11 protein-coding genes are annotated in these 17,331 nt (G+C 35.9%); 7 read left to right on the top strand and 4 right to left on the bottom strand.

Annotation, left to right across the window (positions count from 1 at the left end; all coding sequences use genetic code 11):
• Nucleotides 1-5: 5 nt before the first annotated feature.
• Nucleotides 6-890 (bottom strand): arginase, encoded by an 885-nt coding sequence (locus ACICP9_RS04895; protein WP_395497227.1) that lies wholly within the window; start codon nt 888-890, stop codon nt 6-8.
• 239 nt (nt 891-1,129) lie between these two features.
• On the opposite strand from ACICP9_RS04895, the gene ACICP9_RS04900 reads away from it, so the two are divergent.
• From ACICP9_RS04900 to ACICP9_RS04925, 6 genes are all read left to right on the top strand, one after another.
• The gene (locus ACICP9_RS04900; RefSeq protein WP_071662589.1) at nt 1,130-3,307 is read left to right on the top strand and encodes a cation:proton antiporter; all 2,178 of its coding nucleotides are present in this window, start codon (nt 1,130-1,132) and stop codon (nt 3,305-3,307) included.
• Between the two features lie 394 nt (nt 3,308-3,701).
• A complete protein-coding gene (gene pcnB / locus ACICP9_RS04905; RefSeq protein WP_395498929.1) occupies nt 3,702-4,922 on the top strand; it encodes a polynucleotide adenylyltransferase PcnB in 1,221 nt (406 codons plus the stop codon).
• Entirely contained in the window at nt 4,919-6,523 is a 1,605-nt protein-coding gene (gene pgi, locus ACICP9_RS04910) for a glucose-6-phosphate isomerase (RefSeq protein WP_395497230.1), read from the top strand. The genes pcnB and pgi overlap by 4 nt, the downstream gene beginning before the upstream one ends.
• A 184-nt stretch (nt 6,524-6,707) precedes the next feature.
• A complete protein-coding gene (locus ACICP9_RS04915) occupies nt 6,708-7,586 on the top strand; it encodes a TIGR00730 family Rossman fold protein (protein ID WP_071662592.1) in 879 nt (292 codons plus the stop codon).
• A 381-nt stretch (nt 7,587-7,967) separates the two neighbouring features.
• A complete protein-coding gene (locus tag ACICP9_RS04920) occupies nt 7,968-11,861 on the top strand; it encodes a hypothetical protein (RefSeq protein WP_395497232.1) in 3,894 nt (1,297 codons plus the stop codon).
• Nucleotides 11,862-11,865: 4 nt separating this feature from the next.
• The gene (locus tag ACICP9_RS04925; RefSeq protein ID WP_395497234.1) at nt 11,866-13,020 is read left to right on the top strand and encodes a hypothetical protein; all 1,155 of its coding nucleotides are present in this window, start codon (nt 11,866-11,868) and stop codon (nt 13,018-13,020) included.
• Between the two features lie 78 nt (nt 13,021-13,098).
• Here the strand turns inward: ACICP9_RS04925 and ACICP9_RS04930 are convergent, their stop codons facing one another.
• Genes ACICP9_RS04930 through icmV form a run of 3 tightly spaced genes read right to left on the bottom strand, consistent with a single transcriptional unit; the run spans nt 13,099 to nt 16,649 of the window.
• Nucleotides 13,099-13,617, bottom strand: coding sequence for a hypothetical protein (locus tag ACICP9_RS04930; RefSeq protein WP_395497236.1), 519 nt, complete (start codon nt 13,615-13,617; stop codon nt 13,099-13,101).
• A gap of 33 nt (nt 13,618-13,650) precedes the next feature.
• Entirely contained in the window at nt 13,651-16,197 is a 2,547-nt protein-coding gene (dotA, locus tag ACICP9_RS04935) for a type IVB secretion system protein DotA (protein ID WP_395497238.1), read from the bottom strand.
• Nucleotides 16,197-16,649 carry a type IVB secretion system protein IcmV gene (icmV, locus tag ACICP9_RS04940; protein WP_071662597.1) on the bottom strand — a complete coding sequence of 151 codons (453 nt, stop codon included), beginning with the start codon at nt 16,647-16,649 and terminating at the stop codon, nt 16,197-16,199. Before icmV ends, dotA begins: the two co-directional genes overlap by 1 nt.
• Nucleotides 16,650-16,876: 227 nt before the next feature.
• Between icmV and icmW the strand changes: the two genes are divergently transcribed.
• Nucleotides 16,877-17,329, top strand: a complete 453-nt coding sequence (icmW, locus tag ACICP9_RS04945; protein WP_395497240.1) for a type IVB secretion system protein IcmW — start codon at nt 16,877-16,879, stop codon at nt 17,327-17,329.
• Nucleotides 17,330-17,331: the final 2 nt, after the last annotated feature.

A 17,331-nucleotide genomic window follows, 5' to 3' on the forward strand; every position in this document is an offset into this window, starting at 1 on the left:
TTAGTTTAAACTCCAAAAATACTCAGCAATATTTCTTTAATTAATCTTTCCGTTTTGTGATTCTGATCATGATAAGGGTTGTACTCAACTACTTCAACTCCAATAAGTAATGATTCTTGGCGTAATTGAGTCAGTGCTTGACATAAATTCTTTCCTGAAATACCGTTAGCTTCTGGCACGCCCACACCGGGCGCATCGAAAGGATCAATCCCATCTAAATCCAAACTAACACCAAATCTTAAACAATTTTTTTTAACATAGGCTATCGCTTCGGCAAATACCGTCTCCAACCCCCGTTTCTCAATCACTTCCATGTTATAAATGCGTACACCTAAACGCTCTAATAATTTCTCTTCTTCCGCTTCAAAGCTACGAATACCGATTAAAACCAAATGTTTCGGATCTATTTTAGGATAAGGTATTGAGATGTGTGTTAGCGATGTGTCACCATAACCCAGTAGAACTGCTAGTGGCATACCATGAATGTTACCTGTGGAAGTCGTTTCAAAGGTATGACTATCCATATGCGCATCAATCCAAATCAATCCCAAATTGCTTTGTTGTTGTTTTTCCAGTGCAGCTACCACGCCACTCCAAGTTCCTATCGCACAGGAATGGTCGCCCCCAAATACAACAAAACGTTTATTTTGTTGGGTTAAATCAAAAGTTATGGTAGATAATTCGGTATTGAGCTCTACTACGCGCTGCAATCTACTGTTTTTATTGCCACTCCGCGGCACTAACATAGCTTGCCAATGACTTGGTAAATGTTGTTCGGATAGTTGTTGCTCTAAGGCATGATTTTGCAGTTGTAACGGACCTTCTGCACAACCTACGTCATTCGCGGCCATACCGGATGCATACCCAATTAGGGATAGTGATGTTGTCATAGTATTTTAAACCTCTTGTTTTTATTGTTGATTCAAACATTTCTCGACAAAAATAAAAATAAGCATCGATAAGATTAAGCCAATCATTTAAAGAACTTTACCATTACCCTTATCTATAAAATTTATAACTTAATCTATTGTTTTTAGCAATATAGATTTTGTAAAGAAACTGGAAGCTTTCAAGCTTATTTTTTCAATGTAAACTTGATATATCTGAAAAGACGACTAACAATAGATCTATGCAACCCCTTGCTCCACTTATTAAAGATCTTGCTGTCATACTAGGCGTAGCTAGTTTAGTCACGCTTTTATTTCAAAAAATAAGACAACCCGTCGTATTGGGCTATCTATTATCCGGCATTATTGTCGGCCCTCATGTTCCTCCCTATGACCTGGTTACCGATGTGCCCAGTTTGCACACGCTATCTGAATTAGGTGTTATCTTTTTGATGTTTTCATTGGGTTTAGATTTTAGTTTTCATAAACTTAAACGAGTCGGAACACCGGCTATCATTACTGGTTTATTTGAAGTACTGATAGTTTTATTGATTGGTTTTTTATTAGGCAAAATTTTAGGTTGGTCTATTTACGATTGTATTTTTTTAGGTGCCGCACTTTCCATCTCATCCACCACTATCATCATCAAAGCCATGGAAGAATTGGGTTTAAAAAACAAACACTTTGCTGAATTGGTATTTGGCGTGTTGATAGTTGAGGACCTGTTAGCCATTTTATTGCTTGCCGGGCTCTCTATTGTAGTCGGTACACACGCAATTATTTCTGCCACACTCGCAGACTCAGCAATTAAGCTTTTTATAGTTGTCGGTAGTTGGTTTTTGATCGGTTACTTTTTAATTCCCACTTTGATTCGAAAATTAGTCGATGTTGCCAATCAAGAAACCTTAACTATCGTCTCCGTCGCTTTATGTTTAATATTAGTTTGTATTGCTGCCTACTTTGGTTATTCCACCGCTTTAGGTGCCTTTATTATGGGTTCTATTTTAGCTGAAACAGATTTAATTCAGTTTATTGAACAATATATGCGACCTATCCGTGATATTTTTGCGGCAGTATTTTTCATTTCGGTGGGAATGCTTATCGATCCGAGTATCATCATGCAAAATATTTGGATAGTCGTACTAATTTCCATCATCACTATTATTGCTAAAATTTTTGCTACTGGCACCGGTGCTTTAGCGGCAGGACAAAGTTTAACCACTTCGGTACGCACAGGTTTTAGTATGGCGCAAATTGGTGAGTTTTCTTTTATTATCGCCGGATTAGGACTGACATTACAGGTAACCCGCCCGGCTCTCTTCCCGATTATCATTGCCGTATCGGCTGTTACGACCTTTACGACACCCTATCTCATCATGTCTTCGGCTCCTCTAAGTAAACTTTTAGAAAAAAATCTTCCTATGCACGCAAAAGAACTATTAAGCCATTACACCATACTCATTCATCGCTACCTAAGACTGAAGAAAAAACGTGTTATGTATAGCCAATATATCACGCGTTTATTGATTAATAGTGTCATGGTAGCGATCATTTTTAGCTTGAGTGAAAAATGGATATTTCCAAAAATCAGCGAATGGATTATAAAAACCTACTGGGTCAATACGTTAAGTTGTCTCGTCGCCTTATTATTAGCTTCACCGTTTATCTGGGGCATGATCTTTGCCTATCGCGCATTCCCGCATCGACGTCATACTGCAATTAAACCTATCATCGCCTTAGGATGGATCTTTACTTTAACTGTCATTACCACTTTGGCAATTACCTATTTTCATACTTGGTCTATTATTTTACTGCTAATCATTATTGCGTTTACTTTATTTAGTTTATTGCATAAACCACTGCAAAAATTTTATCCTTGGCTAGAAAAAAGATTTCTAGCCAATATCAAAACACCCAGCATTCAAGAAACTTCTAAAGATGAATTAACTGCTTGGGGTATTAATTTAAAAGGCACTAACATTCAGAATAATTATTATTTTATCAATAAAACTTTACAAGAATTGAATCTTGCTCAGCAATTTGGCATACATGTCATTGCGCTTTATCGTGGCCCTAAAATTATCCTTACTCCAGCACACCATGAAAAAATCAGGCTTTATGATAAGCTGTTTATTTTAGGTAGTGACGAACAAATCGATACGTTTAGTCAGTTATTACAAATTACTACCTATCAAGAAGAACTAGAACTATACAATTACCTTGAGTTAAAAACTTTTTTACTCGATAAAACTCATCCTTTCATCGGCCTTAGCATTGCTGAAGCCATGCAAAAAAATCATATCGACGGAATAGTGTTAGGTATGGAACGCAAAGGGGTAAGAAAAATTAATCCCAGTAAAAATATTATTCTACATAAAGAAGATTTATTGATCGTGTTAGTTTATAAAGCGTCGACTTAAATGACCCTTGTTGGCTTCTAAAAAATTTCCTTAACCCTTTGCTAGTGAGATCAGATAAGTTTCTTGTCTGGTAAACATGGCCATGCTCTCCTCGAGATAGCGTATCGGTTTGCTTGAGGTACAAAAAGCCTGCGTTATGCTAGCATAAGCAATTTAAGCGACTATGAGATAATCTTGATAAGATGCATGCCTAGGGGAAGTCCGTTCTTAGTATAATCCTTTGAACAAAAAATCTCCTACCCAAATCCAGTGACCTAAAATAACCCTTTAACAACACATTAAGAGGAAGATCATCATTATTAAGCAGTTTTTTCATCGGTTATTCCCAAAAAAAATAGCTCATCCACCGGCCAAAATTATTCCTAGGGCTGAACATACTATTTCCCGCAAGGATATTAGTCATAATGCGCTAAAGGTTCTATACCGACTCAATCAACATAAATACAGTGCCTATTTAGTGGGTGGATGTTTACGTGATATTTTACTGAATCAAAAACCTAAGGACTTTGACATTGTCACCAATGCCAGTCCTGAAAATATCAAAAAACTTTTTCGCAATTGCTTATTGATTGGCAGACGTTTTCGTCTCGCGCATATACGCTTTGGCCGAGAAATCCTTGAAGTCAGCACCTTTCGAGCCCAAAGCAAAAAAAAATCCTTTAAACATCGTAAGATTGCAACGCATGGCATGTTATTACGCGATAATGTCTACGGAACTATCGAAGAAGATGTTTGGCGGCGAGATTTTACTATGAATGCCCTCTACTACAACATCGCTGATTTTTCTTTAGTCGATTACTGTGGTGGACTCGCCGATATACAAAATAAAATAGTACGCATTATTGGCGAACCCCGGCTGCGTTATCAAGAAGATCCCGTTCGGCTATTACGGGCTATTCGCTTTGCTGGGAAATTAGATTTCCAATTAGATGCAGCCACAGCAGAACCGATACAAGAACTGGCTCCTCTACTTCGGCATGTACCCCCAGCCCGTTTATTTGAAGAAGTCCTTAAACTTTTTCATCATGGCCAAGCTTTAAAAAACTATCAATTACTTCAACAATATCACTTAATCAATGAATTATTTCCTCGACCCGAGCAAGATGAGTTTGACGACACCACCGACAGACTTCTAGAACTGGCCTGTAAAAATACCGATAAACGTATCCAACAAGGGAAAACCGTTTCACCGGCATTTTTATTTGCTGTGTTTTTATGGCCCACCGTACAAACCAAAGCTCAACAACTTATTGCACAACATACACCAACATTTATTGCCTATCAGCATGCAGTAAGCTACGCACTGAGTAAACAGCAAAAACTGATTACCATCCCACGTCGTTATAGTACCACCATTCGAGAAATTTGGGATTTACAACATCGATTATTACAACGCCGCCCTTTTATGCTGCACCGTTTAATGAACCATCCACGCTTTCGTGCCGCTTATGATTTTTTATTGTTGCGTGCCAAAATGAAGGAAATTGATGTCGAAATAGCCCATTGGTGGACACGTTTTTTAGAAGCGGATGATGACACCAGAAAACAATTAATACAAGCCGCAACTCAAGCACCCCGAGGAGCCAAACGTCCCAGACGAGGAAGAACAATATGAATGGAATCGAATCCGGATTGACTCAGTCGGATAGCTGGAAAAACTTAAAACAACATTTTTTACAAATAAAAAAAACACCGCTCGCAGAATTATTTTTAAATGATCCATTACGCGTTAAAAAATTTAGCCTAACAGAAAAAAACTTATATTTTGATTATTCAAAAAATCCTATAGTTGAAAAAACACTGACTCTGTTAGTTCAATTGGCAAATAATGCCCATCTGAAACAACATATTAATAATTTATTTTCCGGAGCCTGCGTCAATACGACACAACAACTTCCAGCCTTACATACTGCATTACGGGACCCAAGAAAAAAAGGATTAATTGTGAATGGTGAAGATATTTTAGTCCAAATTCACGCCACCTTAAACAAAATGCAACGCGTCGTAGACCAAATTCATCAGCACCAATGGCATGGCTTTAGCGGAAAAAAAATAACCGATATCGTCAATTTAGGAATAGGCGGCTCAGATTTAGGACCCTTAATGGCCTTCCAGGCACTGAAACCCTTGCAACAAAACTCGCTACGTTTTCATTTTATTTCTCAAATCGATGAACGCACATTATCAAATTTATTAAAAAAAATAAACTTCGAAACTAGTTTATTTATTATTACCAGCAAATCTTTTAGCACCTGTGAAACTCTTTTAAATGCAACCACGCTAGTAAAGTTATTTCAAGAAAAGTTTACTTTCGCATCGATTAAACAACATTTTTTAGCCGTCACTTGTCAAATCGAAAAAGCTATCACTTTTGGTATCGATCCTGATCATGTATTTCCACTTTGGGATTGGGTTGGTGGCCGCTATTCATTATGGTCGGCTGTTGGGTTATCGATTGCCTTAGCCATCGGCATGCCAAATTTCCGCGAACTGCTCAATGGAGGTCATGCGATGGATCAACATTTTTTCCGTCAACCCTGGCTATCCAATATACCGGTTTTATTAGGTTTATTAAGTATCTGGCAAGTCAATTTTTTTCAATCTTCAGCTCATGCAATATTACCTTACGATAGTGGATTAAAATATTTTCCTGCTTATTTACAACAATTAGAGATGGAAAGTAATGGTAAATCCACACGTATCAATGGTGAGCCGGTAAATTATGCCACCTGTCCGATTATTTTTGGAGACATTGGTTTAAATGCTCAACATGCTTTTAATCAATTGTTTCATCAAGGGACTGCGCATTTTTCAGCTGATTTTATTTGCACTCTACGTGATCCCAAACTTAATATTCAGCATCATCAACACGTCATCGCCAGTGCTTTAAGTCAAAGTAAAGCTTTTATGGAAGGTTACTACAGCAATATTAGTTACAAAAATCTGCCTGGAAATCATGCTAATAATATGTTGGCGTTGAATGAACTTAATCCTTTTAGTTTAGGATTACTGATCGCGCTTTACGAACATAAAGTATTCGTGCAAAGTGTCATCTGGCAGATTAATCCCTTTGATCAATGGGGTGTTGAATTCGGCAAACAATTAAATAAAAAGATTTATCAAAGTTTAAATAACCCTAGCAACCAACAACTCACTGAACGTTTTGACTCTTCAACACAAGAGCTAATCGAACTCTATCAACAGATTAATAGCTAAGTTAAGTCATTTTTTTAGCTAATTCATCCAGCGCTCTATCGGATATATCTACTGCTCACGATGCTCTCACCCCAATACTCTCTTTATGCATATCGTTTCACATAACATTGTTATCATTATTTGCATTAGGCACACTGGATTAGCGCTGATATACTTAACATTTATACCTAATAGGTTAATGTAAATGGATGCTGCAGATTCCAAACCCTTTTCATCAGCAAAAGTTGAAGTTAAAAAGCGTAGTCGGCAAAAAGTAGCCTGGCCTGCCTATGAGCTGGCTTTTTTAGATCATGATTTTTTGCTGCATAAGTCACTCCGCTCAGTACGTTTACAATTGGAGTTATTGAAACCGGAGCTTTCCCAACAAAAATTAAAAATAGAGTCCACCATTGTCGTATTTGGTAGCGCGCGAGTGGTCGATCCTGAAGTAACCAAGCAACAATTAAAGCAAGTACAACAAAAATTAAAGCAATACCCCACTCGTATAGCGACCAGAAGAACAGAGAAATTGCTTAAAAATCAACTCGAAAAGGGTAAATATTACCAAGAAGCACAACGTTTTAGCCAAATAGTCTCTGAACGCTGCCAAAAAAATCGACGTCGCCATTTTGTCATTGTCACCGGCGGTGGTCCCGGTATCATGGAAGCAGCCAACCGTGGTGCACAGGATGTCAAAGCAAAAAGTATCGGTTTAAATATCGTGTTACCCCACGAGCAAACCCATAATCCTTATATTTCACCAGAACTCTGTTTTCAATTCCATTATTTTGCCATCCGAAAAATGCATTTTTTGATCCGTGCCAGAGCCTTAGTCTGCTTTCCCGGAGGCTACGGCACCTTAGATGAACTGTTCGAAGCTTTAACACTGTTACAAACCAAAAAAATCAAACCTATTCCTTTACTATTATTTGGCAAAAAATATTGGTCAAAATTAATCGATTTTAAATTTTTGCTTAGCGAAGGAATGATCGATGCCAAAGATCTAAAATTATTTCACTATGTTGAAAGTGCCGAACAAGCCTGGAAAATTATCGCTCAATTTTATAATTTACCGATGAAATAATTTTTTTAAATAATTCAAACTTCTAGCTTTTCTCCCATTTCTTTGGCTTATAGAACTAAATTAATTGTCTTCGCTTTTTAATATTAAGCTGTCGTAACCTTTCATTAAGAAAACCTTAAGAGTTTCTTAATGTTCATCACGTAGAATTAAATAAGTAAAAAATCTTTGTTAACAATAAGAATAATAATTCAATACAAGGAATAAAAAATGCCACTATCCGATCCCCCAGAAAGAGAAGAGTTAGATCAACAATCAAAAGAACTTCATCTGGCAGTCAATGAATTCGTCCAAGTAATACAAAATTATTTAGAAAAATCAAATCCAACGCAAAAGATAAGAGAAGAAAAAGAAAATTTCACTGAATCAACCATGTCAGAGGAAGTGAAAAAACAATTATCATCACCTATGCAGCACTATCTAAAAATAGTGTTTGATGACGATAAAAAAGATGGTATTTCTAATAACGATTTAATCATTGAAAAACTTAACTTGTTAGCGCAGCAAATTATTTCAAACTTAAATACCTTAAACCAATTTACAGCAAAAGAACAACAGCTTACCGCTATTAAAGAAAAAGCAATAACCGTCTTACAAAAAGAACTTCAAAAATCAGAAGATGTAATAAAAAAGCTTAAGTATCAAATAAAAAAGCTTGAGAAGCATGTTATTGAAACATTCAAGCAAGATCATCATGAAAACGAAGACGATGAATCCTTCTTCTATGATGATTTCTTTATAAACAGTACCTTTACTGATAATCAACTTTTAGAAAAAAACCAAGTAGCACGAAAAGAGGGCCATAGTGAAACAAATAACTCAAAAAAAATTAAACTCCAATCTAGTCAAAAGGATGACAGTTATTTACAAACAAATTATGCTAATCTTAGTGAAGGGGCGTTATCTGTAAAAAATAATAAATCAAATAAAATTGAATTTGAAAATGAAGAAAAACAATTAAAAGAAATTCTAGTAAAAAACATAAAACATGGAGAGTGGAGTATGCCAGAAAACGAAACCGATCTAATCGATTTAGAACACCAAATTATACATGAAGACTATCTTAATCGAGCCCATCATACTAATTTGAGTAAAAAAAATAGCGCTAGCTCAGAGAGTTCATCAAGACACCCTTCTGATTCTTCGAATTCTCCGACCTCTAAAATTTCTAATGAAAATATAAATAAATTCTTTAACAACTTTTCAGATGAAAGCGAAGATGAAGCTTTTATTGAGCTGAATTCATTTATTGAGCCGAATTCATTCAGAACATCCACTCATTCGTCCAATTCGAGTCTAAATCGATCACATAGTTCACCTGATTTGAAGCAGTTCAGGAATAAACAAGGTACGATACTTGTCAAAAATCATTCTTCAAGCGAAGATTTGATAAACTTTAAAAGTGTTGAACACATTGAAGAAGCGTCTATAGCACCGATAATAAATTCTATAAATGGTGCTACGCTCATACCTTTAACACAAGAAACCCCCATAGAAAACATAATCTCAAATGAGGAGTTTCAAGAAAAGCTTAAAGTAGAACTACTAAAATACCTTAATGATGAATATGCGCAGGTTTTTCAGGATCACGACCTATTAAATAGTAATTCCGATTTATTTAATAATTTATTAAAGTTAGAGAGTGAAGAATTAAATCGTAAAACTTTAGCTAATCATACCATTAATAGGTTACTTAAGAATGACGATACTAAAGCTGAAATAAGAGCCGTACTTACTGAATTACATACTCAAACTGGGCATGCTGATTTATTAACTCAAGAAAAAGCAAATAGCGTATTAGCTCCATTAATCTTTCCTGATTCTTTTATAAATGGAGCTTGTGCAAATTTATTGAACGACATCCTAAGAAAAAATCGTGATAAGGCTGAAAGTCTGATACAACATGCGGAAGAGATAGTCGGTACATTGAATGAAGACAATCACCCGGAAATTAGTCAAGCTTTCATTACAGAATTTTTACAAATAGCTTCTACGGCTGCCAAAAATTTATTCAATGACACTATCGATAGAAGTGAATTATCTGACTTTAAAGATAAACTTCAGAAAATCTCAGCAGATGAAATTAAAAACTTAATTTTTGCATTATCTAATAAAACACAGCTACTCACTAAAACTATAGAAAAAATACATACTAAAATACATACTAATGGTTTAATGGCTTCAACTTATTTAGATGAGGTAAAAAATTTAGCTTCATATATTTTTCTAACTTTGTGGGTAAATCAAAAAAATTTCAAGGATCATATAGCCGAAATAGGCAGAGATCTTCTAATAACTCTTTGCATTGAAAATTTGCAAACGACGGAAAAAGCTAATCTTAAAGAAGCTGCTAAAAAAACATTAGAAGATAAAATTTTTAGAAATGGGTTACTACTACCTACGGAACATACGGAAACCATAAAAAAAGCTACTAAGGAATTAGTAACCCAGCTACTGGAAACAAACAGTATAAAAGGTATTATAGAACAGACAAAAAGTACTTGTGCCGCTGATAATTTGAATCTTTTAGAAGCAAGCAGACAAAAATTGTACGAACAACTTTCACAAGAAATTGATCAAACTTTTAATCATTATTTTCCTAATGTTCATTTAGATCCTATTTTAGAAAAAATTAACACAAATCATATTCGACCGGCTAATGATCCACAGAAACTACCCATTGACCATCTTCTGACAGAAGATGAAAAACTAATGTTTCCATCAGAACTACAATATGTCGATTCAGCACAAGAATTTGTCTCAGGTTTACGGGTTAAGTATCCTCATTTACCTTCTGATTATGAAAGTAAAATAGATGATGATACCTTCAAGGAGTTACGCTTAATACTTCGCAAAAAAGCTTTAGTCGAGACTAATCAAGCTATGCCATCTGATAATGACATAATTAGTTTATCTCCAAAAGCTTGGTTAGAGAAAGCATTGCGAATAGTAACAAACAAATCTATTAATTTAGAACTCGATCAAAAGCAACAAAAAAATTTGAATAATGAATTTAATAACATATTTCCACTACCACACATAGTAGATGAAGCCATTACACAAAAATCGCTTATTGAATTAACTAAAGAATTAAAAAGATTATACGAAATAAATGCAGAAATCCCAGCGACGATTTATAAGATAATTTCGAAAATTGAAACGCAACTAAAAAAATATCCCCATTTAGTTGATGACTATGCGGTTTTCAAAGCTAATCTAAATAACTCTTTACCTCTTACTTTTCCAATTAAAGACGACAATGAAAGATCTAACCTTAACGATGAACAAATTACAGCCTTATTAGATCAGATAAACCATCGATTAGAAAATGATGTGAGCAAATGGATGTTAATTAGCAATAATATCGCTAAAGAAATTACTAACGATATTCTGACTCATCATGCAAATCAATTTGGACCTAATAAAGAAGCTATCTCATTACTCGTTACCAATGCATTGGAGATATTATATAAATTTCATGATCTCGAAAAAACACTTGAAGAAAGAAAAAAATGGAAAAACGAAATTCACCAGCTTTATGCTTTAACAGAAAAGCTGCGATCGAATAATCATTTTAGGAAGGAAATAAATACTAGAATAGTTAAACTTGAAAATATGCAGATGCTTAAAAAGAACGACCCCGAAGAAAAAAGAACTATGGTTACGCCAAAAGGAGTGTATCTCCCTTATAAGTGTCGTATCATTGCTAACTCATCAAAACCCGATCTAATAGTAATGGAACCTTCGTCTTATGAGGTCCGAATCGACAAAAATGCTTTTTATAAACAAAACGCGCTTACGATAGGTCAAACAGTTACATTTGCACAAGCATTAACCAATGGAAGCGAATGTAAGTGGGCTGTCACACGCAGTAATGAACAATGCTTAGCCTATAAAACAATTAAGAAATTTTTTAGAAACAAAGATAGCTATCTAGAGGAAGTCAGCTTTGCACAAATGATGCATCTCGTTAATAGCTTTAAAGTAAGTGAAGTGAGTACTCCTTATACACTCACCTTTGGCAATTGTTCACCCAAAATGCAGAAAATACTTTATGTTTTCTCTCAGACCTATAACAAACTCCTCGATAATAGTAACCTTCTAAACGGAACACGAATACTTTGTCATATTAAAAATGAACCTGGGAAAGAAGAATACGCTAAGCTAGAAGAAGTATTTAAAGAAAAATTTACTCTGCATGCCAATGAACTGGTAGATATATCCGAAAAACTAAAAGCTGAATCAATTAGCCACCAAATAATACGGTCAAGAGGATAAAACCATGTTGAAAAACATAGACACTATATATAATAATATCTTATCTGCTTTGGTTATTAACAATAAATCACCAAATGACTTATCCCAATTTACTGGAGACGAGTTTTTAGAAGCCTTTGGACCGGAATTTCAGAAACAACTTTCTGCTGCAGGAAAAGAAACCTTTGCGATATTAAAGCAAACTGATATTAGCCCAGTACAAGAAAAATTTAACGCGGCTAGAGAGACTCATGAAAAAATATTTACTGAAACTAGAAAAGAATTTCTAACAACATTTAGATTAGATCCGGCACTTAGTAATGCACAAGCTAAGTTAAATCGAACTAAAGAAAATTTGCTAAAAGATTTAACAGGTATATTAAACACAAATGGACTCGTTTTTACTACCGATGATAAGGATAAGATTAAAGCGGCTTTCAATGAACATCTCAATAAAAATTATAACCAGCTGAACGATTATTTAGAGAAATGGAAAACCTTACTACCCTCTACTTTCGCCAAACTTCAGTTTCATTCAGATAATATATCAATCAGAAATAAACAACAAAAAAATATAAATTTTACAGTTGAGCCGTTACCAGCGCTTGAAGAATTAAAAGTTCCAACAAAACCAGAATCAAAAATAGGCCGCAAGGTTGACATAGAAAATATCAAAAAACAAATTCGGATTGATATAGCCAATGGAAAAAACGACATAGTTCTTCGGCTCATTGATGCTGAAGATTATGCAATGTTCAAGAAAATATCTGATATTGGTATTCAACATAGAACACCGGCTTTAGCACTGCTTTATTTACTCATTTTATTTTTGCTTAGGGGTATCTATAACAATAAAAATAGAATTGTTAAAGCCTTAGAGGAACTCATCCAAGAAGGTCATCAAATCGATCTTAGCAAAATAAGATTTAAGGCAACTTCTCCAGCAACTTCTGATGAAAAGGGGAAAATTACTCAAGAAGTAGGTCCTTTAGATGTTGACAGTATAAAAAGATTACAGTCAATTATGGATAAAAGAAATGAAGACTTGTCTGAACACCATCGACAACTATTAACGAATAAAAAACCGGGATCAATAACTCCTACTTCAAGCGATTCTGGTTATAATTCAGAGACCGAGGAAGAGGAAGTAATACCCTACTTAAGATCAAGAGGACCCTAGTTTCTTTTCAAAAACTATGCCTAAATGAAAAAATACATGTATCGATTGGCTATTCGCGTGAAATAAAAAAACAGGATTTTATTTACTTGATGTGTAAGGAATGCTGCTGCGTAAACTGTCTAGACGCGGTAAGCGATTATTTAATATTTGGGTTTTATTATCGGGTGTAAAATTAGTTACTTTTATTTTGTACCTTTCACATTCGAGCCAAGCAAAGCGCTTGGCTGCGTCCAATCCATCAAATTGTAGCTTTTTAGCTCCGCGTTCACTCAACAACTTAATTATCGCCCTCACAGTTATCAGTAATCTTCCCGTTGTGTAACTGCCATAATATTTTCCAGCAGCTGTTTTCAGATGTGTGCCATAATCAAAAATTTGATAACCTTGTTCAATTTGGATAATATTTGGCCTGGATAATATTGCGCTTCCGCTTCCTGAACTATCTCCTTGGCTTCCGTCCTCCACAGAAACTTCAAAATAACCCCATAAAAGCAACAAATACACATAGGCTTGTGGATTAATCTCTGAATTCTGTGTAATTTCAGCAAGCTGGGTAAATAGCTCATCTAAATTAAAATTGAATTCAGCATCTTTCATGAATCATTAAACCTTTTTTTAATATAAAAACTATCAGACGGCTACCTCAGCTGCAGTTCTCGCAGCGCTACTAGCACCACTACCACCTGCGGCTGATCCACCACCACCGCCAGCAGGAGGTACGCCACCACCTGATCCTCCTCCACCAGTAGGAGGTGATCCATCGCCACCCTCTGTGCCACCAGAGCTGCTAGCAGAGGTTTGGTTGCCTGGCAACATAGCATTTGACATCTGTGAACCCGCTGCAGCCGTCTCACTAATCGTTTGATTGTTAGGTGCTAATTGACCCACTTGACCTATATCACGATCATGTTGACCGCGAATACTCTGCAACATGGATTCCTCATGACCACTTTCTTGTGGGCCACCGATCCAGCGCAGTACCTTATTTGGCACCTCATAAATCATCGCAAAGCTACGATTAACAATAGCTAATATTGCGGCGGTATAAATAGCCATCATCGCTAACTGATAAACAATACTGAATATATCGCCGTTATATTCCGTTAAAAATTGTACTGCAATAGCAAAACCACGATTAAATACTGACAGCGCAACATAGGATAAAATAATCCCGAAAATTAAACCAAATATCATTAGCATGGGCCGTAAGAAAACGCTAGCCAGCAACATAACCGATTGCTCTGCCTTTCCTAAAAAGTCATGCCCTTCAGGGTGAGTAATACCTAATGCTACTAATGGTGCAGCTAAAATTGCCTCTAATACGACTGCAAACCATGTAATAGCACCAAACGTAAATAGGAAAAATGGAATAAGCGGTACGTAATAAGATAATACCGAACCCAGAACCAAATTAACTCCCATCCAAATAGTAATTAATGGCATTATTAACGATACGATGAGCATAGCAACCAAACCCGCTACAATTGCAGGCCCAGGGAAGAAAAACGAAACCACACCACCTACTCCCCCTAATACTGCAACAGTGGCCAAAATAGATATCCATATTTGCTCAACCATAGTGACTAGGCCATTTCCTACTGAGACTAAAGCAAAAATAGGATCCATATTTTTTTTATTTATATTATCTGCAAACGTTTTTTCGAAGTCATATACGCGCGGGAATATAATATGCATTATTCCAGATACGATAGTCCCTCCAAATTGTTCTCCTGAATTAGCTGGGAAAGAAGGATCTGGATTAAGCCCTGGGTTGTTATTCATTCCTGCCCTGGCAATCTCGGCAGTAACATATTGGTCGATAACCCCATTATTAATCGGCAAATTATTTTTTAAATTAATTTTAACATTATCGTCAACGATATCATTAAAACTACCTTTATCGTAGGCCGGATTAAACAGAGGTATCAATTTATCCTTAATAGCCAGCATTCCTGTATTATTTTTGATACTTTGATTTAAACGCGCCATGTTATAGTAGTAACTTCCTGCCAGTATCCAACCTGTATCTTTAGCCTTCTTGATGAATTCCTTATATTTTTTATTAGCCTCGTCATCTAAGGATCGCAAAGCGGGTTTTACAATACCAAGATAATCATCCCCCGTATCCACCAAGGCATCCGGGTTAAAAATACTATCTTCTGGCTTCAAATGAACTGGAATTACCAGTTTTCCTGCAGAGGGGGGTACTAATTCATTCGCAATTGATTTAGCTAATCCGCCTAAATCTAACGTCATTTGTCTCGCTGCAATACTGGCACTATCATTCGCTGTCAATTGTGCTGGGTTATAAACTTGGTCATTATCACTTTTTCCAATAAAGTTCCAAGAAACATTTCCACACATACCGATATATTTATTGTAAGGTGTATTGATCAAACCTTCTTTTCCAGGAAATGTTATAAAACCACCTGTGTCTTTTGAGTAATTTATCGGTAAACCGGTGTTTAATCCATCAGGACCTTTACCTGTCACAGACAGAGAACTCATAAAATCGGGAACAGACAACGTTGAAGGAGTAACTCCTGCTGAATGAGAAGGTACTTCAACAAACGATGTATTTTGACGTTTTAAAGCATTTTGTACCGCTAGCATGCAGGTTTCTAATTTCAAAATACTTCCTGCATTATTGATAAGAAAAGTATTATTTGCTTTACCAGAATCTGGATTAGGTGCTAAGGATTGGATAGGCTCGACAATAGTTCCATTACGATTCATATAATTTAAGGCGACATTCCAAACTTCATCCGCCGCACCTATTCCTTGTACTACCACCCACATCACCATGATTTGTATAAAGGAGTAACCAGTTGCCTTAGGTAATAATAAACCAACTCCCATAACCGTTCTAACTGGCACCCAAATCGAAGACCATTTCTTACCTAGAAATTCGCCTTCATGTGAGGTATTTAAGATAGATACAAATAAGACATAGCTTAATATCATGGAAGCCATGACTAGTATAATGGAATTAAATGCGCCAAACATTGTTCCTAAAATCTGACTTCCTGTTCCATGTAATACGCCATCCACTACGCCGAAAATAGTCGCTAAATACGACATGGATAAATCGGTACTGGGTGGTGTTAAGCTTAAGGTATCCGCTAATAACAAGGATGGAAACAAGTAAAGAAAGCCACTTAATAGAAACCTTTTCATTATTTTTTCTTTCCAATAATAAATTGACTGCCCAACCAATCACGAAAACCACAACCTAAACGACGCTGTTTAATTTGAAAAAGCCAAAAATGATAGCGAAAAATTTGCGTTAAAATAATAATACTAATGCCTAGACAAGGAAAAAACCCTCGCAAAGCATGATTATAAAAAAGATAAATGCCATAGCTAATGCTAAGAAAGAAAAGAAAAATCCATACCTTCATCAAACGTGTAAATTCTTTGCTACGTTGAATTAAATCAGCTGGAGTCAGCTTAAGACGTAATAGTGCTTCTTCAAAGGATTCCTCGGTCTTAGCTTGATCGGGAATGAAGAATTTTTTAATAAATCCGAAAAACAAGCGGTTGCTTTTAACCAATTGTCGATAGCCTATCCACTTTGGGACATCGACAGCAGGCTTAATTATTTTTTTTATACTACCAAAAAAACTCACGTGCTACTCCGCGGTTTAATCGTCTATATTATCTTGACCGAAACCAACTTGCAAATTTTAATGACACGACACATGGAGGCCATACAGGAACCTACGATAAAAAATTAGCTTAGTAAATCCAGTTGATTTTTTTTTAGAATTTGATTTAGCTTGCATTAAGTTGGATAATCAAGATTCCTTTTCGGCTTTATACTTATTAAAGTAGACCAATAAAAAAGATACTATTTATGCCCGATCTCACTCACAAAGGTTCACACCTCTATTGGAAACACTATCAAGATCCCTTGATCTATCGAGTTCTTTGTTTCATGGAAAGCGTAGAGTCTTGGACTAAAGATGGTGATGACGCGCTTGAAGCAGGCATTCTAGAGCTGGGTAAAGAACTTAATGATATCGATAAAGTCGATCTCGATAAACTCTCCCAACAAGCTTTGTTTATCCGCTTAGGTAATCATTTAGGTATGTCTCGCACCTTGCACCTCCTCCAAGCTTTAGACACGTCACATCCGGGTTCTGCTGCTAAACTGCTCATGCACGCCGAAGAAATCAGTAATGGCCCACAAGATGAAGCGGGTTTATTTTTACGTAGAAATATTAGTTTTGAACGCTTACGGCTATTGGCTAGAGTTTTTTCACAAGAACGTTTGGATTTCGTTTTAAAAGCACTAGAAGGTGAATAATT

This window comes from Rickettsiella endosymbiont of Litargus connexus, assembly GCF_964277335.1.
Classification (GTDB): Bacteria; Pseudomonadota; Gammaproteobacteria; order Diplorickettsiales; family Diplorickettsiaceae; genus Aquirickettsiella; species Aquirickettsiella isopodorum.